Origin of the sequence: Anaeromyxobacter oryzae (genome assembly GCF_023169945.1) — a bacterium.
Lineage (GTDB): Bacteria > Myxococcota > Myxococcia > Myxococcales > Anaeromyxobacteraceae > Anaeromyxobacter > Anaeromyxobacter oryzae.
This window is the reverse complement of the sequence record NZ_AP025591.1, coordinates 2,925,801-2,950,980: the sequence shown is the minus strand read 5'-3', so window position 1 is coordinate 2,950,980 and position 25,180 is coordinate 2,925,801. Positions and strand designations below refer to the sequence as shown.

Annotated in this window: 19 protein-coding genes and 1 tRNA gene; 12 read left to right on the top strand and 8 right to left on the bottom strand. The window is 71.5% G+C overall.

Annotated features, from left to right (window positions below; translation table 11 throughout):
* Positions 1-355 precede the first annotated feature (355 nt).
* The 5 genes from AMOR_RS12795 (at position 356) to AMOR_RS12775 (ending at position 8,755) form a co-directional block, all read left to right on the top strand.
* A complete protein-coding gene (locus AMOR_RS12795) occupies positions 356-2,323 on the top strand; it encodes a cache domain-containing protein (RefSeq protein WP_248361637.1) in 1,968 nt (655 codons plus the stop codon).
* A gap of 1,085 nt (positions 2,324-3,408) precedes the next feature.
* On the top strand, positions 3,409-4,386 hold the full coding sequence (locus AMOR_RS12790; RefSeq protein WP_248361635.1) for an AAA family ATPase: 978 nt from the start codon (positions 3,409-3,411) through the stop codon (positions 4,384-4,386).
* Positions 4,387-4,508: 122 nt separating this feature from the next.
* Entirely contained in the window at positions 4,509-6,887 is a 2,379-nt protein-coding gene (locus AMOR_RS12785) for a S8 family peptidase (protein ID WP_248361633.1), read from the top strand.
* A 285-nt stretch (positions 6,888-7,172) separates the two neighbouring features.
* Positions 7,173-7,607 (top strand): ribosome-binding factor A, encoded by a 435-nt coding sequence (locus tag AMOR_RS12780; RefSeq protein ID WP_248361631.1) that lies wholly within the window; start codon positions 7,173-7,175, stop codon positions 7,605-7,607.
* Entirely contained in the window at positions 7,595-8,755 is a 1,161-nt protein-coding gene (locus AMOR_RS12775) for an RtcB family protein (RefSeq protein WP_248361629.1), read from the top strand. The genes AMOR_RS12780 and AMOR_RS12775 overlap by 13 nt, the downstream gene beginning before the upstream one ends.
* 101 nt (positions 8,756-8,856) lie before the next feature.
* On the opposite strand, the gene AMOR_RS12770 is transcribed toward AMOR_RS12775, so the two are convergent.
* Positions 8,857-10,521, bottom strand: coding sequence for a L,D-transpeptidase scaffold domain-containing protein (locus AMOR_RS12770; protein ID WP_248361628.1), 1,665 nt, complete (start codon positions 10,519-10,521; stop codon positions 8,857-8,859).
* A gap of 415 nt (positions 10,522-10,936) precedes the next feature.
* On the opposite strand from AMOR_RS12770, the gene AMOR_RS12765 reads away from it, so the two are divergent.
* Positions 10,937-11,383, top strand: a complete 447-nt coding sequence (locus AMOR_RS12765; protein ID WP_248361627.1) for a hypothetical protein — start codon at positions 10,937-10,939, stop codon at positions 11,381-11,383.
* Between the two features lie 154 nt (positions 11,384-11,537).
* On the opposite strand, the gene AMOR_RS12760 is transcribed toward AMOR_RS12765, so the two are convergent.
* Positions 11,538-11,999 (bottom strand): hypothetical protein, encoded by a 462-nt coding sequence (locus AMOR_RS12760; protein ID WP_248361625.1) that lies wholly within the window; start codon positions 11,997-11,999, stop codon positions 11,538-11,540.
* Positions 12,000-12,330: 331 nt separating this feature from the next.
* Between AMOR_RS12760 and AMOR_RS12755 the strand changes: the two genes are divergently transcribed.
* A complete protein-coding gene (locus AMOR_RS12755) occupies positions 12,331-12,717 on the top strand; it encodes a hypothetical protein (RefSeq protein WP_248361623.1) in 387 nt (128 codons plus the stop codon).
* Positions 12,718-12,832: 115 nt separating this feature from the next.
* Here AMOR_RS12755 and AMOR_RS12750 read toward each other — a convergent pair.
* The 6 genes from AMOR_RS12750 to AMOR_RS12725 all read right to left on the bottom strand — a co-directional run bounded on the left by AMOR_RS12750 (position 12,833) and on the right by AMOR_RS12725 (position 19,014).
* Positions 12,833-12,905: transfer RNA gene (locus tag AMOR_RS12750), tRNA-Phe, on the bottom strand.
* 109 nt (positions 12,906-13,014) lie between these two features.
* A complete protein-coding gene (locus AMOR_RS12745) occupies positions 13,015-13,422 on the bottom strand; it encodes a hypothetical protein (RefSeq protein ID WP_248361621.1) in 408 nt (135 codons plus the stop codon).
* 221 nt (positions 13,423-13,643) lie between these two features.
* Entirely contained in the window at positions 13,644-14,396 is a 753-nt protein-coding gene (locus AMOR_RS12740; protein WP_248361619.1) for an MXAN_5187 C-terminal domain-containing protein, read from the bottom strand.
* A 59-nt stretch (positions 14,397-14,455) separates the two neighbouring features.
* Positions 14,456-15,538, bottom strand: coding sequence for a prolipoprotein diacylglyceryl transferase (gene lgt / locus AMOR_RS12735; RefSeq protein ID WP_248361617.1), 1,083 nt, complete (start codon positions 15,536-15,538; stop codon positions 14,456-14,458).
* A gap of 18 nt (positions 15,539-15,556) precedes the next feature.
* Positions 15,557-16,174, bottom strand: coding sequence for a signal peptidase II (gene lspA / locus AMOR_RS12730; RefSeq protein WP_248361615.1), 618 nt, complete (start codon positions 16,172-16,174; stop codon positions 15,557-15,559).
* Positions 16,171-19,014, bottom strand: a complete 2,844-nt coding sequence (locus AMOR_RS12725) for an isoleucine--tRNA ligase (RefSeq protein ID WP_248361613.1) — start codon at positions 19,012-19,014, stop codon at positions 16,171-16,173. The genes lspA and AMOR_RS12725 overlap by 4 nt, the downstream gene beginning before the upstream one ends.
* 124 nt (positions 19,015-19,138) lie before the next feature.
* Here AMOR_RS12725 and AMOR_RS12720 point away from each other — a divergent pair, with 124 nt between their 5' ends.
* The 5 genes from AMOR_RS12720 to AMOR_RS12700 all read left to right on the top strand — a co-directional run bounded on the left by AMOR_RS12720 (position 19,139) and on the right by AMOR_RS12700 (position 25,172).
* Positions 19,139-20,128 carry a RimK family alpha-L-glutamate ligase gene (locus AMOR_RS12720; RefSeq protein ID WP_248361611.1) on the top strand — a complete coding sequence of 330 codons (990 nt, stop codon included), beginning with the start codon at positions 19,139-19,141 and terminating at the stop codon, positions 20,126-20,128.
* A gap of 97 nt (positions 20,129-20,225) precedes the next feature.
* A complete protein-coding gene (locus tag AMOR_RS12715; RefSeq protein ID WP_248361609.1) occupies positions 20,226-20,891 on the top strand; it encodes a DsbA family oxidoreductase in 666 nt (221 codons plus the stop codon).
* A gap of 171 nt (positions 20,892-21,062) precedes the next feature.
* Positions 21,063-22,265 (top strand): hypothetical protein, encoded by a 1,203-nt coding sequence (locus AMOR_RS12710; protein WP_248362685.1) that lies wholly within the window; start codon positions 21,063-21,065, stop codon positions 22,263-22,265.
* Positions 22,266-22,391: 126 nt separating this feature from the next.
* Complete coding sequence (locus AMOR_RS12705; protein WP_248361607.1) at positions 22,392-24,476, top strand: (Fe-S)-binding protein; 2,085 nt, start codon at positions 22,392-22,394, stop codon at positions 24,474-24,476.
* A gap of 234 nt (positions 24,477-24,710) precedes the next feature.
* Positions 24,711-25,172 (top strand): periplasmic heavy metal sensor, encoded by a 462-nt coding sequence (locus tag AMOR_RS12700; RefSeq protein WP_248361605.1) that lies wholly within the window; start codon positions 24,711-24,713, stop codon positions 25,170-25,172.
* The last annotated feature ends 8 nt before the right edge of the window (positions 25,173-25,180 follow it).

The window sequence follows — 25,180 nt, the reverse complement described above, 5'->3', positions numbered from 1 at the left end:
GCCGCACGACGTGCGTCATTGTGGGTTGAGCCGCGATTCATGCGGCATCCGGGCACGCACCCGGGCTCGGCCGTCGACGCCCGGGCGGTGCCGCTGCCGGTAGGGACCTGGCGCGCCCCGGTCATTCCTACCCACCCGTTCTCTCGCGGGGAGACCGCCGAGATCTCGCGGCGCCAACGGTCCTTTTTCGACAGCCTGACGCGGTCGGCCCGTTCACCACGCGTCCGCACGATCCGCCGACGCGGGTCGCTCCGACCCCGCGTGTCACGACCGACCTCACGCCGCCGGAAGGGGCCCGTCGCTTGCAGCGCCAACCTGCGGGAGGCGCTCGCCCTGGCGCCGGAGGGGAGCTTCGATGCTCGGCACGAAGAACGCGACGACCGCGAAGAAGCTGGTGCTCCTCGTGCTCGTCTCGCTGCTCTCCCTGGCGGCCGTCATGGTGACGTCCACGGTCAGCCTGCGGAGGAGCCTCGACGGCGAGAAGATGCTGCAGTCGCGCAGCCTCGTCGACGTCGCGTACGGGGTCATCGAGCACTACCACGCGCTCGCGAAGCGAGGCGTCCTGCGGGACGAGGACGCCAGGGCCGCCGCCATCGCGGCCATCCGGGAGCTGCGCTACGAGGGGCAGGGGTACTTCTGGATCAGCGACCTCCGCTCGAAGATGGTGATGCACCCCTTCAGACCCGACCTGGAGGGGACCGACCTGTCGAACGAGCGGGATCCGACCGGGACGCGGCCGTTCGCGGAGTTCTCGGCGACGGTGCGCCAGCGGGGCGAAGGTTACGTGGAGTACCTCTGGCCGCGGCCGGGCGTCGGCGAGCCGGTGCGGAAGATCTCCTACGTGAGGGGGTTCGAGCCCTGGGGCTGGATCGTCGGGAGCGGCGTGTTCCTCGACGACGTCGACGCCCTCTTTCGCGCGCAGGCCGCGCGCTTCCTCGCGATCCTGGCGGCGATCGCGTGTCTGTTCGGCGTCGTCGCCTGGCGCATCGCGCGCAGCATCCTCGCGCCGCTCGGCGCGGAGCCGGCGGTCGTCGCCGACATCGCGAACCGGGTGGCGGACGGCGACCTCGACATCCCGCTCGAGACCGCCAGCGACGGCTCGAGCGTGCTCCACGCGATGACGCGGATGGTCAGGCGGCTCAAGCGCGACGTGCAGATGGCCGAGGAGGAGCTCGCGCGCGCCTCCAGGCTCGACGGCATCGGGCGCCTCGCCGGGGGCATCGCGCACGACTTCAACAACCTGCTCGTCGTGGTGCTCGCCTGCGTGAACACGCTCCGCGAGGCGCTCGGCCCCGACCACCCGATGCACCAGGAGGTCGCCGAGATCGACGAGGCCGCGCACCGTGCCGCGGCGCTGACCCGGCAGCTGCTCGCGTTCGGCCGCCGCGACGTGATCCAGCCCGTGACCCTCGATCTGAACGGGATCGTGTCGGAGGCGAGCCGGATGCTGCGGAGGATCGTGGGCGAGGACGTGACGCTCGCGATCTGCATCACGACCGAGCCCGCCGTCGTGGTCGCCGACGCGGCCAGGCTCCAGCAGGTGATCCTGAACCTCGTGGTGAACGCCCGGGACGCCATGCCGCGAGGGGGGACCGTCACCATCGAGACGCACTTCGCCAGGATCGACGCCGGGCACGCGGTGCTCCCGCCCGGCGACCACGTCGTCCTCGCGATCCGCGACTCCGGGTGCGGGATGTCGGCGGAGGTCCGGCAGCACCTGTTCGAGCCGTTCTTCACGACGAAGCGGGAGGGACGGGGGACCGGGCTCGGCCTGGCGACGGTGTTCGGCATCGTCAAGCAGGCGGGTGGACACATCGAGGTGGAGTCCGCGCCGGGCGAGGGCTCGTGCTTCCGCGTCTATCTCCCGCGCGCGCAGGGGCGCTCCACGGCCGAGGGCGACGACGCCACCGCGGCCTCCCGCGCACCGGGCGGGGAGAGCATCCTGCTCGTCGAGGACGAGCCGTCCGTGCTGAAGCGCGCCGCCGTCATCCTCGAGCGCGCCGGGTACCACGTCGTCACGGCGAACGGCCCCGAGCAGGCGATCCTCCTGCACGCACGGTGTCCTGGTGCCTTCGATCTCCTCCTGACCGACGTGATCATGCCCGGGATGAGCGGCCCTCAGCTCGCCGACCGCCTCGTCGCGAAGACTCCGGGGCTCCGCGTCCTGTTCATGTCCGGCTACACGGACGAGTACGTCTCGCGGGACGGCACCCTGCTGGACCGGATCCGGATCGTGGAGAAGCCCTTCGACTCGGGAAGGCTGCTCGCCGCGGTGGGCGAGGCGCTCGACGCGACTCCGGCCGCGGCGGCACGGAGCGCGTAGCCGGTCCAATCGCGGCCGCGGCTCGACGGCCTTCCGCTCTGGCGGGTGGGACCGCGCCGCTCCTCGCTCCGGGCTGACGCCGCGGCATTCACCAACGGTCTGACGGCGACGATCGCCTCGCCCCCGGCCTGGATCGCCTCATAGATCGAGCGGGCATTCGGTACCAGGTCGAACCTCGGACCGAGGTGACGCTCCGCGCCGGGCCACCCTTCCAGCCCGCCGAGGATGCTCCCCGTCGGCGTGCCGCCGCCGAACGAGATGGTCCCGATGCCCGACCTCGCCTCCCTGAGCGAGATGCCCGGAAGCGTGTCGAGGCGCAGCGACGTCACCGCCTTCCGAAACCCGCCGGAAAGGATGAGCACGCGCTCGTTCGTCACGGCGTAGACGGTTCGCGAGCGGCGCCACGCATCGAAGAAGAAGCGACCGACGGTGATGTACGCGCCCATGAGGACGAACGGCACGCCCCACAGCGCGAAGAACAGCGGAGCTCCGTCCTGCAGCACCGCTCGCTCCCAGAACAGGGCGAACCCAGCCCAGAGCAGGCTGAAGGGGACGACGACCGCGTCCGACGAACGGAGCCGCAAGCCTCCGACCGGCGCGCCGCTCCAGATCAACTGCTCGCCTCCGCCGAGCTCCTTCGAGATCTCAGCGGGGATTCGCCCGCCAAGCTGCGTCGGCCCATACGCTCGTGACACGCGGCGCCCTCCGTTTGAAGGCGGAACCCGATTCGCATCCTGAGTCTGTCAGCCGGGAGAGGAGCGCTCAAGGCTCGCGGGTTTCCCCGACAATCAGACGGCCCGCCAGACCGTGCCTGGGGGCGGAATCGAACCACCGACACGGGGAGTTTCAGGCCGCGTGCGCGAGTGGCCAAGGCCGCGGTAGAAGGCAGAACAAGCCGCGGAAGAGGGCGAGTGTAGCGTCGGTGTCCCGGCTACTCGGGGCGGACCCGGACTCTGGGGGCGCGGTACGCACCTCGGCGAGGTGCCCGCATTCTTGCTATCGGAGATCACGTGTGATCTACATGGCTTGCGCCCACCCGAGTGGGCGCAAGGTCTGTCGGTGAGCACTAGTATCTTGAGTCCGAGATGGCGACTGCGGAACAGGTCAAGGCGCTGCTAGAGAGTCACGCCGAAGGCGATGACGAGCGCTTCTACGCTGTCGCGATGCAGGTGGCGGCGTACGAAGCCCGGCAGGGCCATGGACGTATTGCTCAGGACCTCCGCGCGAAGATCGATTCAGCACTCGCGAAGGGCGCCGCTCGTGATTCGAGGCCGGTTCCGGTCGCCCAGCCTCGCGGCGACCTCGCAAGCCTCCTGTCGGCGTCCTACCCGAAGGCTCGGCTTTCCGATGTCATTCTCGACGAGAAGACGAAGGGGCGACTGAAGCGCGTCGTATCCGAGCAGCGGCAGCACGAGAAACTCCGGGTTCATGCCCTGCGCCCCCGAAACCGGCTGCTCCTTGTCGGACCGCCGGGGTCGGGGAAGACGCTCACTGCATCCGCGCTAGCTGGCGAACTCTCACTGCCGTTGTTCACGATCCTGCTCGACGGACTGATCACCAAGTTCATGGGCGAGACGTCGGCGAAGCTCCGACTCGTGTTCGAGTCGATCGCGAGCACTCGCGGCGTCTACCTGTTCGACGAGTTCGACGCCATCGGGGGAAAGCGGTCTTCTGCGAACGACGTTGGCGAGATCCGGCGTGTGCTGAACTCGTTTCTTCAGTTCTTGGAGCAGGAGGACTCTCGGAGCATCGTCGTAGCGGCAACGAATCACCCGGAGCTTCTCGACCCTGCGCTCTTCCGCCGGTTTGACGACGTCCTCGAGTACACGCTCCCCACGCTCGAGACGGCCGAGGCGGTGTTCAAGGCAAAGCTCGCTCTGTTCGACACCAGTCCTGTCGACTGGGACGTCGTTCTCCGCCGCGCGCACGGCTTAAGTCAGGCCGAGATCACGCTCGCATGCGAGGACGCAGCAAAGGAGAGCATCCTCCGCGACCAAGAACAGCTCACCACCGAGGTGTTGCTGAGTGCTTTGGACGAGCGGCATTCAGCGCGCCGTAGTTAAATGGCGCCATGGCGCGCCGAGAGCGGCTTCCGCATCTTTTCCACGTCGCTCGCACCAAGCCACTCCCGTACAAGTCGCCGTTTAGCGCCCCGAGTCCGCTTCCTCCGGAACGGAATCGGGCGATGCACGCCGCTCTCCTGGAGCGGTGCCTCGCTGCCGCAGCTGCAGGCGTCGCTGAACGCGTCCGGAAAGCCCAAGCTGTCCCCGGTCTACCGGCGGCAACAGGTACGTACCTCGAGTTCGTCGGCGAGCCTGGTCACCTGCTCAACCTCAAGAGCCTCGAAGCACAACGACAGGGCATCGAGGTGGTCGCGGTCCACACGGACGAGGTGCGTCGGGGCGACCGGAGCGTCGAACTCGAGCGAGCCACCGTGTTCGTTCCGCACGGGAAGGTGGCCTACTTCGAGGGGAAGGTCCGCCAATACGCGACGGAGACGGCTCCGGTCCGGAAGCCCGGTGCTGAGCCGAAGCCGAAGAACTTGTCGCTCGTCGCGAGCATCACCGACGTTCGTCTTGCAGTGCTCGATTCACTATGGACGGATGACCCCAAGCTCCTACCAAAGGGCGGACGAGCGACCTGGTGGGAAGTCTGGCTTCGGGACGATGGCGCCGAAGTTCGAGAACGGTTTGCGGCTGCGGTGCGCCCCCTCGGCATCGAAGTGGGCGAGACGGTCCTCACGTTTCCGGACCGGACCGTCGTTCTCGCTCGCGGGACCAAGGAACAGCTTTCCGCCTCAGTTGAAGCGCTCGACCTGATCGCTGAGCTACGCCTAGCCAAGGAGACCCCCTACGAGTTCCTGGAACTCGCCGTCAAGGAGCAGGGCGACTGGGCGAGGGAATTCGCACGGCGAACCACGCCCGCGCCGGCGGACAGTCCTGCGGTCTGTATCCTCGACACTGGAATAAACCGAGGGCATCCCCTGCTGGCAGGCTCCCTCGCGGCAGTCGACTGCCACGCGCACAATCCCGCTTGGGGAACAGCGGACCACAACGGGCACGGCACGCAGATGGCGGGGCTCGCGTTGTATGGCGACCTGCTGGCGCCGCTGCTCTCGAGTGAGCGGATCATGCTGTCCCACCTCCTTGAGTCCGTGAAGGTTCTCCCGCCGGCGGGCAAGAACAACCCCGAACTCTACGGCGCGATCACCGCTGGTGCGATCGCGCGCGCTGAGGTGCAGGCACCCGCCCGCCACCGGGCTGTCTGCATCGCGGTGACGACCACCGACTTCCGTGACCGAGGCCAGCCGTCATCTTGGTCGGCAGAGATCGATAAGCTCGCCAGCGGATTCGACGACGACAGGCGGCGGCTCATCTTGGTATCGGCCGGGAACACCGATCCTTCGAAGCGGCACCATTACCCTGTGAACACGCTGAGCGAGGGAGTGCACGACCCTGGGCAGGCCTGGAATGCCGTGACGGTCGGCGCGTTCACGAACAAGGTGTCCATCAAGGAGAAGGACGCGAAGAAGGGATGGAAGCCCGTTGCGCCTGCAGGCGGGCTCAGCCCAAGCAGCACAACGGCACTGATCTGGGACCGAGAGTGGGCCAACAAGCCCGACGTCGTCTTCGAAGGAGGAAACGCCGGCCTCGATCCCTTTTCGGGGAAGGCCTTCTCGCTCGACAGCTTGAGTCTACTGACGACCGGCGCTCGATTCGCGCCGCCTGAACCGCGTCCGTTCATGGCCATGGGAGAGACGAGTGCCGCGGTCGCTCAGGGCTCGCGGTTCGCTGCCACGATTCACGCTCGGTACCCGCACTTCTGGCCGGAGACCATCCGCGCGCTCATGGTCCACTCGGCTCGCTGGACACCGCCGATGCTTTCGCTCGCCAAAGGCAAAAAGCTGAACTTGCTAAGGACGTGCGGCTTCGGTGTTCCGGACCTGCAGAGGGCTTCATGGAGCGCGTCGAACGCCTTGACGCTCATCGTTCAAGACGACCTGCAGCCATTCGAACGAGACGAGATGAAGGAGCTCAAGGTCTTCCCGCTTCCGTGGCCCAGGGCTGAGTTGTTGCGCTTGGGACCCGTCGACGTCGAGCTCCGAGTCACGCTCTCGTACTTCATCGAGCCGAATCCTGCGCGCCGCGGATGGCGCGATCGGCACCGCTACGCCTCCTACGGCCTGCGATGGGAGGTGATCCGACCCGCGGAAAAGCACGCGACCTTCCTGCAGCGCGTAAACAAGGCCGCACGCGAAGACAAGGCAGACCGCTCCCGGCAACGCGACACGGACAAGTGGACGTTGGGCCCGACGCTCCGGGAGCACGGGTCTATCCACTCGGATGTGTGGACCGGTTCGGCGGCCGAGCTCGCCACTCGCAATCACATCGCCGTCTTCCCGACTGGCGGCTGGTGGCGCGAGCGGCGCAAGCTCGGCCGGTCGGACCGGCGCGCCCGGTTCGCTCTCGTCGTCTCGATCGATACTGCGGCAACCGACGTAGATATCTACACGCCCGTCGAGGCGCTTGTCGGCGTGCCGGTCGCGCAGCCGATTCTTACTTAGGCACAACGCGTCCGAGGCAACGGCCCGCCCCCCGACAGACGACCTTGACTGTCCGATGGCGGGCGCAGTAGATCCCGCCGCGTCTCGGCGGTATCCGCGCCGGAGGAGGTGTCCCATGCCGATTCAGCTCGACGGTGTCCCGGGATGCTCCTCGGAGTGCGCGTAGCCGTCTCCCCGCTCGATCCTCGCTGACGGGTTCCGGTTCGCGCGCTCCGCTGGAGCGCTGCGTCCAGTGCACGTGTACCCGCGCCCTCGCTGGCGACGGCGCGGCAGGGAACCGTCTTCATGTCAAAAAGAACGCACCGATCCGGCGCGCGGTCGTCGCGCGCCCGGCAGTCCCCTCTCTACCCAGGAGATCCCGACGCCGATGCCACGGGGCATCGGCAAGCACGACTCGAACGCATCCTCCTCGAAGAGCTCCAGACGCTCATTCGCGACGAGGCCGCCGATCCCGCTCTCGACGGGGTGAGGCTCGTCTCCGTCCACCTGTCCGTCGACGACGGCCACGCACGCATCGGCTACGTCGTCCAGGCGGCGCTCGCGGCCCAGCGGCAGGTCGAGGGAGCGTCGCGTGATGCGCTGGCGCGCGCGACCGGATTCCTCCGCGCGCGCCTCGCGTCGCTCCTCGAGCTGAAGCGGCTCCCGAAGCTCTCGTTCACGTTCGTCGGCGTTCAGGAGCCCGGAGCGAGCACGCCGGGAGGTGAGCCATGGCACGAGTGATCCTGTCGCCCCCGGGGCGCCCGGCCGTTCCGGTCCACGTGTGGAGCCGCGAGCCGCCACCGGCTGCCGTCGCGCAGCTCGAGCGCATCGCTGCGCAGCCCTACGTCATCGGGCATGTGGCCGGAATGCCTGACCTGCACGTCGCCCACGGCGTCGCGGTGGGCACGGTGTTCGCGACTGACGGCGTGGTCGTGCCGTCGGCTCTCGGCGGCGACCTCGGCTGCGGTGTCATGGCGGTCCAGCTCGACCTCCCGGCGCAGGCACTCGGTCGCCGGGGCCTGCAGCGCATCCTGGCTGGCTGGGTCGCTCGCATCCCGGTGGGCGACGCCGTGCACCGCGGGAAGGGAGCGACCGCGCCGTCGGACCTCCTGACCCAGCCGCTCTCGACGAGCTCGCTCGAGCACGCACGGGAGCGGCTCGTGCGCCGCCAGCTCGGGACGCTCGGGGGCGGAAACCACTTCGTGGAGCTCGACCGCGACATGAGTGGAGCCGTCTGGCTGCTCGTCCACTCCGGCTCGCGCGGCCTTGGATCGGCGGTCGGCGCCCACCACCTCAGGGCCGCCGAGTCGTCGGGCCTCGGGGACGTCCCCGGCCTGTCGGTGGACTCCGACCCCGGACGCGCGTGCCTGGCGGACATGAGCTGGGCCCTCGCGTTCGCGTCGGCGAACCGGGAGGCACTCTTGGCGTCGGCCGCGTTGGTCGTCCAGGAGGTGGCTGGCGCGACCCCTGACCCGTCCACCCGCATCGACGTCCACCACAACTTCGTGCGGGAGGAGGAGCATCTCGGCTGCAAGGCGTGGATCCACCGGAAGGGCGCCATCGCGGCTCCTGCGGGCGCGCGTGTGCTCATTCCGGGCTCGATGGGCACGGCGTCCTACCTCGCGCTAGGGCTCGGCGAGGCGACGTCGTTCGCGTCGGCATCGCACGGCGCCGGCAGGGTGATGACGCGTCGGGAGGCCCGCGAGCGCATCCGCGTGGACCGTCTCGCGCGCTCGATGCGCAGGGTTGTCCACGACGAGCGTCGTGCCCCGGCACTCGTCGAGGAGGCGCCCGAAGCGTACCGGGAGATCACGGAGGTCCTCGAAGACGAGGTGGACCTCGTCCGGCCGATCCAGCGGCTCGAGCCGCTGGTCGTCCTCAAGGGCTAGTCACCGACCCGGGCCGTACAGGTTGCCGGCAATGTGCATGAACCCGCCGTGGACGAACTGGGCTCGACGCGGCCGGCGAGCCGATCCGCGACGGCCGCGGGTCAGCCGCCGCCACCCACGTCGACTGCCCCTGGATCCGCCTGGAACGTCGCTTCCCCGGGCTGCGCGTCCGCGGCGGCCGCGCCCTCGCGCGCCGCCGCCGCATCCCCGCCTTGCGCCGTGGCGGCGTCGCGCGCGCGGCGGCGTACGATCTCGCGCACGCGCGGCGGGTGCGCGCCGGGAGGGGGCCTCGACCGCGAGCGATCGCCGGAGAGCGCCCGCTCGAGCTGCGCGTCCGCGCCGTACAGGTCGGGCCAGAACCGGAGCGTGCCGTCCTCATCCGCCGTGGCGGTCGCGTACACGAGCAGCACCGTGGCCGGCGTCGCGAGCGAGACGCGCAGCGGCTCTGCGCGCATCATCGCCGCCTCGATGCGCGCGCGGTCATAGCCGGGCTGCCCCGCGAGCAGAAAGGCCGCGAGCGCGGCGGGCTCCGGTACGCGGATGCAGCCGTGCGACAGCGCCCGATCGTTCCGGTTGAAGAGCCTCGGCCTCGCGGTGCCGTGCAGGTACACGTCGCTCGGATTGGGCATCACCACCACCAGCGGACCGAGGGAGTTGCGCGGCCCGGGGCGCTGGCGCAGGCGCGCCTCGCCCCTGCGGACGAGCGCGAGCGTGCGCCGGCCGACCGGGAGCCGCGCGCCGTCGACCTCGACGAAGAACCCGTCTCCCTCGGCGAGGTCCAGTCGGCGAGCGAGCAGCCGCACGAGCTCCTGCGCGGCGAGCTTCTCCGGCACGTCCCAGTACGGGCTGAACATGAGCGCCTCGACTCGCGCGGCGAGGACGGGCGTGCGCCGATCCTCCTCCGTCGCGCCGACGATGACCTCCATGGCGAGGGTCACGCGGAGCGGCTCCGCCTCGACCGCCTCGAGCCGCTGCGCCGGTACGTTCACCACGATCCAGCGCGGCCCGAGATCGCGCGGCATCCAGCGCCATCGCTCGAGTGCGAGCTCCACCTGCGCGACGCGCCGGTCGAGCGGGACGTTCAGTGCCTCCACCGTGCGCCGGCCGACCACGCCGTCCTGGGGGAGGGCGTGCCTCGCCTGGAACCTGCGCAGCGCGTCGGCGAGCTCGGGCGAGAGAACCTTCGACGCCGCCGCAGCACGCTGCGGTTCCTCGAGATCGCCGAGCGTGGCGAGGAGCTCGGCGAGGCGAGGGGCGGCCGCGTACCGCTCGCCCGGGCGCAGGGGCCGCGTCGGGACCGGCAGCGGCGGCTGCCGGCGCCGGCGCTCGGCGAGCTCGCGCAGCCGCGGCAGCGCGCGGACGAGCCGGTTGTACGCCGGGTCGCGCGGCGCGAGGCTGTCGAGGAGCACGGCGGGGTCGGCGGCGATCGCGAGCGCGTCGACGAACCCCTTGGCATCGAACGGCTCAGGGGGAAGGGCGTACCCGAGCGTCTGCGGCCTGACGCGGCCGTGCCGGAGGGCCTCCACGAACCGGAGCGCTGCGGAGCGCAGGTCGGTCTCGAGCCGATCCGCTTGCTCGGGCGTCGCGTGACCGTCTTCGAGCGCCCGGAACCGCTCCGCCCACGCGGCGCCGCCGTACTCCGCGGGATCGAGGCCCACGTCCGCCGCCCCGGCGAGCGCGGCCGCGACGAGCCGCGCCTGCCGAGTCGACGCGCCGTCCCGCACGAACCTCGCCGGCACCGGGTCTGCGGCCGCGGCGGGGGTCACCGGCGGTGACGTGTCGCGCGAGACGAGGACCTCCTCCGGAGCCTCTGATCTCGCGCCTCCCGCCACCGCCTCGCTGCCTGGCGCCGGCGACGCATCGCCCGATCTCGCCGACGCGAGCGCCTCGGCCGCTCGGTCCGCGGCGCGGGCGGTCGCCGGGCGTTCCGGGGGCTGCTGCCCGCACGCGGCGAGAAGGACTGCGGCGAGGACTTGGACCCTCAAGGGCGCCAGGATCGCCCAGCCTCGCCGTGAAGGAAACCCGACAATGTGCGACGACCGCTACGCCGAGACGCGACCTGACGGCGCTCGTCATCCGGCTGCTGCACGGGTACCTGACGGACCTTCCATCGCAGTCTCGAGGTCCGCGAGCAGGGGCCCGGGTACGATGCGCCCGGGCGCGAGCGGGAGGCGTCGAAGCGTGGCGACTAGCTTCCAGAAGCTGAACGACGGCTGGAACGCGGACCCGAACGCACCTGCCGAGTCCGTTCATGTCCGCGGCGACACCGTGTTCCTCGAGTTCTACCTCAACGCATTCGTGTTCAAGGCCTTCGCAGAGGGCGATCGAGCGCGCCTGACGTTCACGCGGTGCTCTCGGTACCGGCTCGGCTCGACGAACGACGAGGGCTGGTACCGCGGCCAGTGCAGGGTCAGCAAGCTCGCGCCGGCGTGGGGCGAGCTCTACGAGGTCACCGGCGATCTGTTGGACCAGCAGGTCTCCGACTGGGTAGCGGTGCCGCCCGCGGCGCCCGGAGAGCGGCGCAGGTTCTTGTTCTACCTCCGAGACAGCACGTTCGAGGTCGACGCGCAGGACTGGAAGTTCGAGGTCCTCGGCCCGGGACCGCGGGTCCGACGCGAGCCGCGGTGAATGCCGATGACGTATTCGTCTCGTTCACGGAGGTCCGCCGCGCGCCGGTGGAACAACCTCCGCGTATCAGCCCGGATCCCGCGCACTCGGCGGACGAGACGGACACGCCGGCGCCGCCGTGGGGCCCCCGGCCTGTGCCGGCGGGGGCCCTTGTTCAACGCCGCTCCGTGAAGAGCGACGTGAGGCGAGTCACGCGGGCAACTAGATCCGGCAGAAGGCCCGGGTCGAGCTCGAACCCGCCGGTGAGCTGAACCGAGAGCGGACGCCCTCGGTCGCCGACGACGGTGAGGCGGGTCACCTTGAACTCCAGCAACATGTGCCCGACGCGATCCAGCGCCGACACCTTGAGCTCCAAGTCGTCCGGGTCCTCGCCTTGAAGTAGCGCCTCGCCGTTTCGGGTCTCCTCAAGGTTCCTCAAGGCGGAGGCGAAGTCGGCCACGGCCTGACGCTCGACCCACACCTCACAGCGGGCGCTGAATCCGTGAAGCTGCGCGTCGAGCCGCAGCTTCAAGCTGACAGCCTCGCCCAGCTTGTCCGTCGTCGGCACCACGGTCAGGAACTCGGACCGCGTCGGCGACCGGAACTCCACGATCCCTTGGTCGGCGTCCTGTTGCATGCGCGCGAAGCATACAACTCGGCGAAGGCCCCCGCTCATCGTGAGCGCGGGGCCTTCGTCGTTCATGGGCGCGCCCGCGCCCGAGGAGCAGCACGATGACACCCGATGGGAAGAAGAAGCTGTACCAGCAGCTCTGCGCTCCGTTCCCGCCGGAGGCGGTCGAGCGCACGAACGGGAAGCAGACCGGGCGCGGCTACGACACCGCCGGCGTGAAGGTGCAGTTGATCATCGACCGGCTGAACGAGGTCGTCGGCGTGGGCCGCTGGCGCGTGACCCGCGAGACGTTCGTCCACGCCACGACCACGGGCTCCGGCCGCAAGGTGTACGAAGCGTGGTCGGACGTGGCGCTCCAGCTCGGGAGTGGAGCGGGGACGCCTTCGTCCCGTTCGCCGAGGCGCGCGCCTACGGCGCCCACACCGCCTACCGCGGCGAGCTCGACGACGACAATGACTTCGGCGACGAGCCCGCCGAGCACGTCCACCAGTCGCCGTCGCGCCCCGTCCAGCAACAGAACGGGAATCGCCGCGTCGAGACCTCGCCCATACCCCGGCTTCCGAGCACGCCCAGGCCGAGGCTGACCAGCAAGCAGCTCGCCGCGCTCATCGCCATCTCGCGGAAGCTGGGGATGGACCTCGCCCAGTTTCGACAGGAGGTCCGCTCCCGGTACGGGACGCAGATCGAGTTCATCACGAACCGCCGCCGTCCGGGAGCGTCGTGAGAGCCGGGAGAACGCCCGTTGCCTCGACCGGCATGTCGAGCACGAGGGCCGAAAACAGTGAAGCCCCGCGGACTTTTCAGTCCACGGGGCTCCGGATGTTCGAGCTGGGATGGTGTGCCTGGGGGCGGAATCGAACCACCGACACGGGGATTTTCAGTCCCCTGCTCTACCGACTGAGCTACCCAGGCGTGCTGCGCTCCGCGCCCACCGGGTCGGCTGGGCGGGGTGCCCTTTTACGATCGCTCGGGCCCGAACGCAAACCGAAAACGCCCGCTTCGCCCGGGCGCGCCCGGAGCGCTACGGCGCCGGCGCGGTGGCGGCCCGCGCCGCCGGCGGCGGAGGGGCCGGCGCCTCGGCTGCCGCCGGGTGCACGCTCGCCACGCGCGCGCGATCGAGCGAGGAGCGGCGCGCGACCTCGCGGGACGAGCCGTCCCTGAGCCGCTTCAGCGCCATCTCCGTGGCGTGCTCCTCCATCGACGCGCACGCGATGGCGGTGACGCTCTCGTGCCGCTCCTTCATCTCGTTCCAGAAGCGGACGCGGGACTGGTTGAGGACGAGCCGATCCTCGAGCCGGTCGAGCGCGTTCTCGAGGTTGCGCCGCTCCGCCGTGACACGCGCCCTGCGGATGTCCGCGTCGCGGGGAGCACACGCGACGGCGAGGAGGCAGGCGGCGACGAGCGCCGGCATGGCGGCTTTCGATTGCATGGCGGTGGAACCCCCGCTCCTGACCGCTCCGTGGAGGGAGCTTGCGCACTTGCCCCTCCAGAGGAAACCTCCTCGCGGGAGTCCACACCCCGAGGGTGAGGCGAGGCGCGCAAGCGCTCTTCACGGCAGGCAAAACGCGATCGCGTGCGATCCGCTGTCGCGCGACCGTGGGATGCTTGGTGCACCAGTGAGGGGCGCGCGAAGGACTCGCGCGGGTTGGCCTAGAGCTTCGGGATGGCCTTCAGCACGGCCTTCCCGTCCCTGACCTCGACCTTGAAGTCCACCGACTTCGCCTTGTACTTCGCGATCAGCTCCGGAACCTGCTTCGACACGCTTCGGGCGACCGCGTCGTAGGTGAGCTTCGAGACGTCCTCGTTGCAGCGCTTCTTCGCGGCGATGTACGCGTCGTAGAGCGCGCGGAGCTGCGGATCGCTCGCGGCGGCCGAAGCGGTCGGCTTCACGGACGGTGACGCAGGCGCCGCCGGCTTCGCGGCGGGCGGCGCGGGAGGTGCCGCGGACGTCGCCGTCGCGCTCGCCGCCGGTGCGGCCGCAGCCGACGGCGCGTCGGGTGCCGGCGCGGCTTCCGGGTCGCGGGAGCGGAGCCGCGCCTTGAACACGTCGCGCCGGTAGGTGCCCTCCTCCTTCTCTCGCGCGCTCCGGAGCCAGAGCCGCTCGTACGAGAGATAGCGGGCGTGCAGCGACTGGATCTTGAACTTGAGCCCGGTGTTCCGGGTGAAGGCGCCCTTGAGGCGCAGCACCTTCTTCTTCACGTCGTCGCGCCACTTCGCGGGCTCGCGCCGCTCGACGCCGAGGAAGTACTGCTCGTACCGCGCCTTCAGCGCCTCGAGCTCCTCCTCGATCCGCTGCGCCTCGTCACCGAGCTCGTCGGTCTGGTGGCGGCGCGCCTGCGCCTGCTCCTCCGCGGACGGCGCGAGGCCCGGCCGGCCGGGCGGCTTCTGCGGGGGGAGCGGCACGCCTGCGAGTGTATCGGCGGGAGCGGCCGGCGATCAACGTTCGCGCCGCGCGGACGCGCCTACACCGCGCCGGCCGGCGCGAGGGATGCCTGGCGCCGGCGCAGGCCCGCCCAGAGCGCGGCGCCGACGGCGAAGATCACGAGCGACGTCCACTGCCCGGCGCCGAGGCCGAGCCACACGCCGCGCTCGACGTCGCCGCGGAACGTCTCGACCGTCCAGCGGAGCACCGCGTAGAGAAGGAGCCAGCTCGCGAGCACCTGCCCGTGGAACCGCTTCCGCGGCCGCACCAGGAGGACGAGGAGCAGGAACAGGCCGAGCTCGCCGAACGACTCGTAGAGCTGCGTGGGGTGGAGCGGGAGCGTGGTCGCGCCGCCCGGCGCGAGGAAGTCGGCGGGGTGGGCGCGCGCGGCGAACGTCTGGTACGCGAGCGACTCGGGCGGGAACCGCGCCGCCCAGGGCAGGTGGCCGTGAGCGACGCCGCCCCAGCAGCACCCGGCGCAGAAGCACCCGAGCCGTCCGAAGAAGTGGCCGATCGCCACCGACGGGATGAGGGTGTCCGCGTGGGCGAGGAACGGCATCCGGTGCCGCCGCATGTAGAGGAAGGCGGTGAGGGCGGCGCCGATGAACCCCCCGTAGAAGACGAGCCCGCCCTCCCAGACCGCGAGGAAACGCGGCATCCGTCCGAACGGCGTCACCGCGAGGAACCGCCCCGGGCCGAAGTAGTCGTCGAAGTTGACGAGGATGAAGTAGACGCGGCTGCCGACGAGGGCCGCGACGAGGATCCAGAAGGCGAGGTCCGCGATCCGCTCACCGTCCTGGCCGCGCCGCCGCGCCTCGCGCTGCGCGAGGAAGATGCCGGCGAGGAACCCCGTCGCGATGAGGAGGCCGTAGGCGTGGACGGGGAGCCGGATCTCCCCGTCGAGGAGGCCGCTCCGGAAGAGCGCGGCCGCGAGCACGACGAGGCCGCCGATCACCCACGCGTCGCCCTTGAGCGCCTCCCGGAAGGACACCTTCTCGCCGTCCCGCGCCGACCGGCGGACGTAGCCGACCGCCCGGGCGAGGACGACGGCGAGCGCGACGAAGACGAGGGCGGGCTTCCCGAAGCCCGCCGGGATCACGATGCGGAAGAGGACGGGCAGCATGGAGGTCCCGCTCTCCGATCAGGCGCGCGAGGCCGCGCCGCCGTCACCCGCCGCGCGCGCCGGCTCCTTCTTCGGGCCGGGGTGCAGCACGAGCATCGCGACGCCCACCACGATGAGCGAGTCGGCGATGTTGAAGGTGGGCCAGCGGATATCGGTCCGGTTCCACCAGTACCACTCGATGAAGTCGATCACGTAGCGGCGGGCGAGCCGGTCGACGAAGTTGCCGACCGCGCCGGCGAGCACGAACGCGAGCGCCACCTGGAGGAACCGCTGATCGTCCCGGAGCCGCCGGTAGTAGTAGAGGATGAACCCCACCGCCGCGACCGAGATCAGGGTGAAGAACCCGTTCCGCACGTCGGGCGGCAGCGAGCGGAACATCCCCCACGCCGCGCCCGGGTTCTCGACGTAGTTCATCCGCCAGAGGGGCCGGTACACGTAGTACGGGTCGGTCGCGAGCGGCTCGAGGTGCCGGTACCCGTAGAACGCCCGCACCTTCTCCGCGAGCGACTGCTCGCCGCCGCGGTCGAACGCGACGGTGAGGCGCTCGACGGCGAGGAACTTCGTCCACTGATCGGCGACGACGCAGAGGACGAACAGGAGGCCGAGGAGCCTCCACTTCGAGAGCGAGGTGGTCATGAGAGCGCGTCCGCGCACTTGCCGCACAGGGTGGGGTGCTTCGGGTCGCGGCCGACGTCGTCGCGGTAGATCCAGCACCGCTCGCACTTCACGCCGTCGGCGCGCACGACCTCCGCCGCGAGCGGCCCGTCGGCGAGCGTCACCCGGGAGACGATGAACAGGGCCGGCAGCTCCGCGCGCGCCTCCTCGAGGAGCTTCCGCTGCTCGCCCTCGGCGCGGATCGTCACCGCCGCCTCGAGCGGCGCGCCGATGAGCTTCGCGCGGCGCGCCTCCTCGAGCTTGCCCTGCACGACCGCCCGGACCTCGAAGAGCTTGCCGTAGCGCGCCTCGAGCGCGTCCGCGTCGGCCGGCCGCGCGCGGCGCGGCAGCCCGGCGAGGAAGACGCTCTCGGCGGACCGGCCGGGCAGGTACCCCCAGGCCTCGCTCGCCGTGAACGAGAGGATCGGCGCGAGCAGCCGGATCAGGTCCTCGGCGACGGCGTACAGGACCGTCTGGGCCGAGCGCCGGGCCTTCCCGTCCTTCTTCCAGGTGTAGAGCCGGTCCTTGATGACGTCGAAGTAGAGCGCGGAGAGCTCCACCGCGCAGAACTGCATCGTCGCGTGGTAGGCGAGGTGGAACTCGTAGTCCTCGTACGCCTTCGCGACCTTCTCGTCCCACGCGGCGAGGCGCGCGAGCGCCCAGCGGTCGATGGGGAGGAGCTCCTCGACCGGCACCGCGTCCCTCGCCGGGTCGAACCCGTCGAGCGCGCCGAGCGCCCACCGGATCGTGTTCCGGATCTTCCGGTAGCCCTCGGCGAGCCCGGCGAGGATCTCGTCGCCGATCCGCACGTCGTCGCGGTAGTCCACGGCCGACACCCAGAGCCGCAGGATGTCCGCGCCGTACCTCTTGATGACCTCCTCGGGCGCGACGGTGTTCCCGAGGCTCTTCGACATCGCCTTGCCCTGGCCGTCGAGCACGAAGCCGTGGGTGAGCACCGCCTTGTACGGCGCGGCGTCCCGCAGCGCGACGGAGGTGAGGAGCGAGGAGTGGAACCAGCCGCGGTGCTGGTCCGAGCCCTCGAGGTAGAGGTCGACCGGGACCCCGAGCCCCTCCTTCTCCGCGACGGCGGCCCAGGACACGCCCGAGTCCCACCACACGTCGAGGATGTCCTGCTCGCGCCGGAACTCGGTCCCGCCGCACTTCGGGCACGCCTCACCCTGCGTGTAGTCCTTCGGGGCCCGCCGGTACCACGCCTCGATGCCCTCGGCCTCGAACGCGGACGCGACGCGCTCCATCACCGGCTGCGAGAGGAGCGCCTCGTTGCAGCCCTCGCAGTAGAAGACCGGGATCGGTACGCCCCAGGTCCGCTGGCGGGAGAGGCACCAGTCCGGGCGGTTCTCGATCATGTTGTAGATGCGGTCGCGCCCCCAGTGCGGGATCCAGCGGACCCGGTCGATCTCGCGGAGCGCCGTCTTCCTGAGGCCGCCGTGCTCGAGGGAGAGGAACCACTGGTCGGTCGCCCGGAAGACCACCGGGTTGTGGCAGCGCCAGCAGTGCGGGTAGCTGTGCTTGAGCGACGCCCTCGGATCCGAGAGCAGGTGGCCCGAGGCGTGGAGGTCCTTCACGATCTCGGGGTTCGCCTCGAAGATCTTCCGGCCCACGTACTTCCCGGCCTCGGCGGTGAAGCGGCCCGCCGCGTCGACGGGGTTCAGGACCGGCAGCCCGTACTTCAGGCCCACCTCGTAGTCCTCCTGGCCGTGACCGGGGGCGGTGTGGACGAGGCCGGTGCCGGCCTCGAGCGTCACGTGCTCGCCGAGGATCACCGTGCCGTCGCGGTCCATGAACGGATGGCGGTAGACGAGCCCCTCGAGCGTCTTGCCCTCGAGGTACGCGAGCACCTTGTCCGGGTGGACGAGGTGCGCGGTCGGGACGGTCCCGCCGCCGCCGGTGGCCGCCTCGTGCGCCTGGGGCGAGTGCGGCACCGGGACGTCGTTCACGGCGAGCTCGCCCGGCGCCACGTCGGCGAGGAAGGACGCGAGGAGGTCCTTCGCGACGACGACGATCGTGCCGTTCAGATCGTAGGCGACGTAGGTGAGCTCCGGGTGCGCGGCCACCGCGAGGTTCGCCGGGAGCGTCCAGGGGGTCGTGGTCCAGATGACGAGGCGCGCCTTCCTCCCGGCGAGCTTCGGATCCGGGAGCGGCGAGACGAGGTCGAAGGCGACGTAGATCGACGGCGAGGTGTGGTCCTCGTACTCGACCTCGGCCTCGGCGAGCGCGGTCCGGTCGGTGACGCACCAGTAGACCGGCTTCTTGCCGCGGAAGAGGAAGCCCTTCGCCGCGGCGCGCGCGAACGTGCGGACGATCTCCGCCTCGTACCCGCGGGACATCGTCGCGTACGGCGTCGCCCAGCGGCCGAACACGCCGAGCCGCTTGAAGGACTCGCGCTGCTTCTCGATCCACTTCTGGGCGTACTTCCGGCAGGCCTCGATGATCGCCGGCCGGTCCATGTCCTTCTTCTTCGGACCGAGCTCCTTGTCGACCTTGAGCTCGATCGGGAGGCCGTGGCAGTCCCAGCCCGGGATGTAGTCCGCTACCTCGCCGTTCAGGTTGCGGTACTTCACCACGATGTCCTTCAGGACCTTGTTGAGCGCGTGGCCGATGTGGATGTCGCCGTTCGCGTACGGCGGCCCGTCGTGCAGGACGAACCGCCTCGCGGCGGGGCGCCCCGCGTTCAGGGCGACGAGGCGCTGGAAGATCGCCTGCTCCTCCCACTGACGCAGGATCTCCGGCTCGCGCTGCGGGAGGTTCGCCTTCATGGCGAAGTCGGTCTTCGGCAGGTTGACGGTATCTTTGTAGTCCACGGGTCTTTAGCCTCGGAAAGTCAAGGGTTCTAGCAGCCGGGGGGCCCCCGATCAACGAACCCGTGTGGCGGCCGCCGCGGCGCGTTGCGGGGCGCTCGCCCGGTGTTAACCTTCGGCACCCCAGATGCCGCCCGGAAAGAAGACCCCCGCACGCACCAGGCGTGGAAAGGCGCGCGCGCAGCCCGCGCCGGGCGCCCTGGGGATCGTGATCCTCTCGCGGAACGAGAAGCTCTACTCGACGCGCCGGCTCGTCGAGGCGGCCCTCGCGCTCGGGCACGCGCCGCGGGTCCTCGACACGCTCCGCTGCAACATGGTGCTCGGGCGGGATCGGCCCCGGATCCTCTACCGGGGCGAGGAGGTCCTCGCGACCGACGTCCACGTGGTGGTGCCGCGCATCGGCGCGTCGATCACCGGGTACGGGCTCGCGGTGGTGAACCAGTTCGACCTCATGGGCGTGCCGGTGCTGAGCAACGCGATCCCCATCGCCCGCTCCCGCGACAAGCTCCGGGCGCTGCAGCTCCTCTCGCGCTTCGGCATCGACATCCCGCGGACGGTCATGTGCCGCTACCGCGAGGAGGTGCTCCAGTCCGTCGAGATGGTCGGCGGCCTCCCCTGCATCATCAAGCTCATCCAGGGGACGCAGGGGGTGGGCGTGATGATCGCGAACACGATCTCCGAGGTCGAGGGCCTGCTCGACACGCTCTGGACGCTCGGGCAGGAGATCCTCCTCCAGGAGCTGGTCGCCGAGTCGAGGGGAAAGGACGTGCGCGCCCTCGTCGTCGGCGATCGCGTCGTCGCCGCGATGCGCCGCACCGCGCGCGCGGGCGAGTTCCGGTCGAACATCCACCGCGGCGGCGTCGCGGAGGCGCTCGAGCTCGATCGCGAGTACGCGGAGACCGCGGTGAAGGCGGCCCGGGTGATGGGGCTCGAGGTCGCCGGCGTCGACATGCTCGAGGCGCGCACCGGGCCGAAGATCATGGAGGTGAACTCGTCCCCCGGGTTCGAGGGGCTCGAGGCCGCCACCGGCCAGGACGTCGCGAGGGCCTACGTCGCGCACGCGGTGGAGTACGCGCACGCGCGCCACTCCGGTTACGGCGGCGGCCACCTCGTCTGACCTACACGCACCGCGTGGGTGCGCCGCGGCCGGGCGGGCGGGCGGGCGGCCGGCGCTTCTTCCGGCGTCGATCGAGCAGGTACAATCCGCGCCGACCGTGTCGCCCCGGACCCGCCCGACCGAGCCCGTGCGGCTCGTCCTCTACGAAGATCCGCTCTCGCCGTGGTGCCTCGTCGCCGAGCGTCGCGTCGTCGCGGCGATGGACGATCTCGCGGGCGCATTCACTCTGCGTCTGGAGCCGTTCCCGACGCGCCTCGAGGCGCGGGCGATGACGAAGACGGAGCGGCGCGAGCTCGCCCGCGCCGCGCGGAAGGCCGCGAAGGAGCCGGAGGCCGCCGGCACCACGCCGGACCTCTGGCTCTCGTCCGACCCGCCGCTCACCTCGCTCCCGGCGCTCAGCGCGCTCGCCGCCGCGCGGCTCCAGGGCGTGACGCGCGAGGCCGCCCTCCGCGCCGCCATCCGCGAGGCCGCCCTCGTCCGCGGGCTCAACGTCGCGCGCACCGACGTGCTCCTCGAGCTCGCCGAGCGCGCCGGGCTCGACCTCGGCCGCTTCTCCGGCGCCCTCTTCGCGCCCGCCACCGAGGCGCGGGTCCGCGAGGCGCTCGAGGAGGCGCAGGACAAGGGAATCCGCGACGCGCCCGCCCTCGTCATCGCCGACGAGTGGCTCGTCGCCGGCACCCGGAGCGCCGACGAGTACCGGGCCGTGCTCCTGCGCTACGTGACGGCGCGGGTCGGGCTCCCACCCGTGCGCACCTTGCACTAGCTCCGGAGACCGTGCCGGCACGGCACGGTTCGTGGCGCGCCGCGGCGCGGCCGCCACCAGCTTCCGCGGAGTTGGACGTGGCACGCGCGCTGCTAACATGGCCCGTGAATGCCGCGCGCGGCTGCTCCGTCGCTCCATCGCGTGCGTCCTCTCTGCCGTAGGAGCCTCCGCATGAAGCGACTGCTGCTGTTCATCCCGTTCCTCCTCCTCGCCGCGGGCTGCGTGGTCGTGCCCGCGCGCTACGGCACCACCACCACGACGACTGCGTACGTCCCGCCCCCGCCGCCTCCGCAGCGCGTGGAGGTCTGGTACGCGGGTCCGCACTTCATCCCCGAGGCGAGCGGCGGCGGGTGGTGCTACGAGGAGGGCGGCCACCGGCACGACTACTACCCGGACCAGCCCGACTACTACGTGCAGGAGAACGGCTACTACTACTACCGCGGCCCGTGGGAGTTCACGTTCTACGAGGGCCATCCGGTGCCCGGCGGCGGCTGGTGCTACGTCCGCGGCCCGCACGTGCACGAGTACAACCCGCCATCCGGTCGCGACTTTGCGTGGCGGCGCGGGCAGGGCTGGGTCTACCAGGGCCAGTACCGCGCGAACCGTCCACCCCCGGTGACGTACTGGCCGAGCCCCGCGCCTCGCCCCGTCCCGCGCCCGGTCGTCGCTCGCCCCGCCCCGGCGCCGTACCCTGGCTACGATCAGCGGCCCGCACCGCAGCCCGCGCCGCGCCCCGCGCCCTACCCGTACCCCGGGCAGCGCCCGCCGCCGGCGCCGGCCCCCGCTCCGGCGCCGTCGTACCCGCCGCGCGACGATCGCGGTCACTCCGGCGACGCGATCGGCCACGGCAACCTCCCGCCCGGCCACGGCGGCACGCCGCCCGGCCAGGTGGACCGCGACGACCGCGATGGCTCCCCCGGTCACGCGCGCTGGGAGGACCGCCGCGACGATCGGCGGGACGATCGAGGTGACGATCGGCGGGAGGATCGCCGCCACGACTGGCGGAACGATCGCGGCCGGAGCGACGAGGCACCGGGTCACGGCGGGAACCTTCCGCCGGGTCAGGGCGGCACGCCGCCCGGCCAGGTGATGCCGCCTCCCTCCGCCCCGCCTCCGTCCGCGCCGCCGTCCACGGGTCCGGGACGGAGCGGCGACGCTCCAGGCCATGGCGGCAACTTCCCGCCCGGCCACGGCGGCACGCCGCCCGGGCGCGCCGGCGCTCCGGTCGCCACCCCGGCCCCGGCCCCGGCCCCGGCCCCCGCGCCCGCGCCCTCGCCCTCGCGCGGCGGCGACAAGAAGAACGACAAGAAGGACAAGGACCAGAAGGACGACGACAAGGACAACGGCCGCGGGCGCTTCGGCCGCGGGCGCTAGGCAGCGCGCCGAGCCACATCCTGCCGTCCGCGAGGGCCGCCCGGCGACGGGCGGCCCTTCGCGTTGGCGCCCGCTCCCTTTCCGATTCCTTGCCGTCCCTCCGACGGGAGGGCTAGCGTCGCGGACATGAGCTTCGTCCTCACCGCCGGCATGCTCGTCGTCGCGGGCCTGGTGTTCGCGTTCACGATGACCCGTCGCATCGCGCCGCTCCTCGCGCTCCGCCGCGAGGACCGGCTCGACCGCCCCGGCGAGCGGCTCCGGACGCTGCTCCGCTTCGGCCTCGGCCAGAAGCGGCTCGTCGACCCGGAGGAGCGCGGCCCGGGCCTCCTGCACGTCGTGATCTTCGCGGCGTTCCTCGTCCTCGCGATCCGGACGATCACGCTCTTCGGCGTCGCGCTCGCCGGCGACGCGTTCCACCTGCCTCTGCTCGCGCCGGAGTCGGAGCTCGGGCAGGTTTATCTGTTCGTGAAGGACGTGGTCGTGCTCGCGGCGCTCCTCGCCGTCGCGGGGTTCCTCTGGCGCCGGCTCGTCACGAAGCCGGATCGCGTCACCCGCTCGGCCGAGGGGGTGGTGATCCTCCTCTTCATCGCCGGGCTCATGGTGACCGAGATCGCTTTCGACGGCGCGCTCCGGGTCTCCCGCGGGGAGGCGGCCACGTGGGCGGCGCCCGCGGGCTCGCTGGGCGCGACGCTCCTCGGGGGGTTCGCGAGGGACGCGGGCGCGCTCGCGGCGATCGCCACCGCCTCCCTCCTCCTCCACCTCGCCCTCATCCTCGTCTTCGGGAACGTCCTCCCGTACGGCAAGCACTTCCACATCATCACCGCGCTCCCGAACGTGTGGTTCGCGCGCCTGCCGCCCACCGGCGCGCTCGCGAAGCTCGACCTCGAGGCGGAGGATGCGCGGTTCGGCACCGCGACCGTGAAGGACCTCTCCTGGAAGGAGGGCTGGGACGTCTACAGCTGCACCGAGTGCGGCCGGTGCCAGACGCACTGCCCGACGTACGTGACGGGGAAGCCGCTCAGCCACAAGGAGGTGAACCGCGCGATCCGCCACCACCTCGTCGAGGAGGCGTCGCCGCTCACGGCGCTCGCGCGCGCGAAGGAGCCGGCGGCCCGGGAGGCCGCGCTCGCGGCGCTCCCGCCCATCACCTCGGTGGTCCCGCCCGACACGTTCTGGGCCTGCACGACCTGCGGCTGGTGCGAGACCGCCTGCCCCGTCCTCATCGAGAACGTCCCCCGGCTCGTCGACATGCGCCGCCAGGCGGTCCAGGTGGACGCGACGTTCCCCGACGAGGCGCAGCGCGTGTTCAAGGGGATCGAGACGCAGGGGAACCCGTGGGGCATCGGGTCGAACAAGCGGACGGAGTGGTGCGAGGACCTGGACGTCCCGCGCGCCGCCGCCGGCGGAACGTTCGAGTGGCTCTTCTTCGTCGGCTGCGCGGGCGCGTTCGACGATCGGCAGAAGAAGGTCTCGCGCGCGATCGTGAGGATCCTCCGCGAGGCGAACGTGTCCTTCGCGATCCTCGGCGAGGAGGAGACCTGCACCGGCGACGCCGCTCGCCGCCTCGGCAACGAGTACCTCTTCCAGATGCAGGCGACCGCGCTCGCCGAGACGCTGAACGGCCACGGCGTGACGAAGATCCTGGTGCAGTGCCCGCACTGCCTCAACACGCTCGCGAACGAGCTGCCCCAGTTCGGGGGCCGGTACGAGGTCGTCCACCACGCCGAGCTCATCGCCCGGCTCGTCGCCGACGGGAAGCTCCGCCCCGGCGCCGCCGCCGGCCTCGGCGAGGTGACCTTCCACGATCCGTGCTACCTCGCGCGCTGGAACGGCATCACCGAGCCGCCCCGGGCGGCGCTCGCCGCCGCGGGGGTCTCGGTGAAGGAGATGCCGCGGAACCGTCGCGAGGGCTTCTGCTGCGGTGCGGGCGGCGGACGCTTCTGGCTCGAGGAGCGGCTCGGGACGCGGGTGAACCAGAACCGGATCGCCGAGGCCGCCCTCACGCTCGGCGACGCGGGGGGCGTGGTCGCGACCGGCTGCCCGTTCTGCCTCACGATGATGAAGGACGCGGTGAACGAGACGGGCCGCGAGGAGAAGCTGAAGGTCCTCGACGTCGCGGAGATCGTCGCGCTCGGGTTGCCCGACCGGACCGCGCGCGCCTCCGCCGAGACGACGCCCGCAGTGCTCGCCGCGCCGAAGCAGGACCCGTGAAGGCGCTCGGCGGGCGACCCGCCGGTACGCCTCCCCGGGGCAGCATGTTCGCCGTGCGACAGCCGCTGCACGCGCGTGGAGTCCCCCCTCTCCCCCACCGGGGGAGAGGGACGGGGTGAGGGGGCCGATCTCCGGGGTTCACGCTTCTTCATCGGCGCTTCGCGCCCGCGCGACGCCCGGGAGGCATCTCTCCGATCGCGCGCGGCCGACCCGCGCGCCCGAAAGGAGCCGTTCATGTCCCCGTTCGTCTCCGGCGCGCTCGGCGCCGTCACGATCCTCCTCCTCGCCGGCCTGGCCCGCCGCGCCGTCTGGCACCGCCGCTTCCGGCGGTTCCAGGGAGGCCGGCCATTCCTCCTCCGCGGGCTCTTCCGCCGCCTCGGCACGCGGCCCGAGCAGGAGCAGGTGGTGACCGCCGAGGCGGACGCCCTCGCCGCCGCGCTCGGCGCGCTCCGGGGCGATGCGGTCGCGCTCCGGACCGATCTCGCGGCGCTGCTCGCCGAGCCGGCGCTGGACTCCGCCCGGCTCGACGCGGCCCTCGACGCGCGGCTCGCCCGCCTCGCCGAGGTGAAGGCGCGCCTCGCGGGCGCCCTCGCGCGGATCCACGCCACGCTCGACCCGGAGCAGCGCACCCGGCTCGCCGAGCTGGTCCGGTCGGGCCCGCACCGCCGCCACGCGCACGCGGGCGGCGCGTGCTGATCCGGCGG